A 625-nucleotide genomic window follows, 5' to 3' on the forward strand; every position below is an offset into this window, starting at 1 on the left:
CTCACTAGGTGTTTGTCTTTCATGTGCTCGTTCTTCTAACCATTTCGGCGTTTTTTCACGACTGATATGTTGTCGTGACTTACCTATATTCGCCATTTGTGGTTGTCGTTTATTGTGAATACGTTTCTCAGCATCAAACGTAAACTCTAACCATTCAATTTTGCGTCCTTTTTTAGCTTTGATTTTATTAATATGAAGATTGTTAAAGATCGTAGAAAGCTCATTAATTATTGGTTTTAAGACCCGTTTAGTTATATCATTCATTTGATAAGTTTTAGGAACATCCAGACGATTTTTAAAATCGTCTAAATTCATTTTTACATAACCAGTATGTTTGTATTGTTTAAGTAATCTAAACATATTTTTAGCGTAAGTAGATTTAAGGTGTGTCATTTCCCTCAACTCAAACTTTGTAAAATCAGCAGTTATAGAATTTAAAATGTGTTTTAAATCAGAATTAATACTAATAGATAAACATTCTTCATCTAAATCTATTTTATATGAAGTGAACAAAACAAATTTTTCAAATGATCTGCCATTACGTTCTATGTAAGTTAAGTTAAGCATTTTATCGTATACATGTTCTAAATCGTTAATAAAACGTTCTTGTGAACGAGTATAGTAG

At 29.4% G+C, this 625-nt stretch carries 1 protein-coding gene; it reads right to left on the bottom strand.

Annotated elements, in window-relative coordinates; genetic code table 11:
• The coding region (locus EII32_RS11490; protein ID WP_125235477.1) for a replication initiation protein at positions 1-625 on the bottom strand (625 nt) is incomplete at both ends.

It is taken from the genome of Prevotella sp. OH937_COT-195 (genome assembly GCF_003932845.1).
Classification (GTDB): Bacteria; Bacteroidota; Bacteroidia; order Bacteroidales; family Bacteroidaceae; genus Prevotella.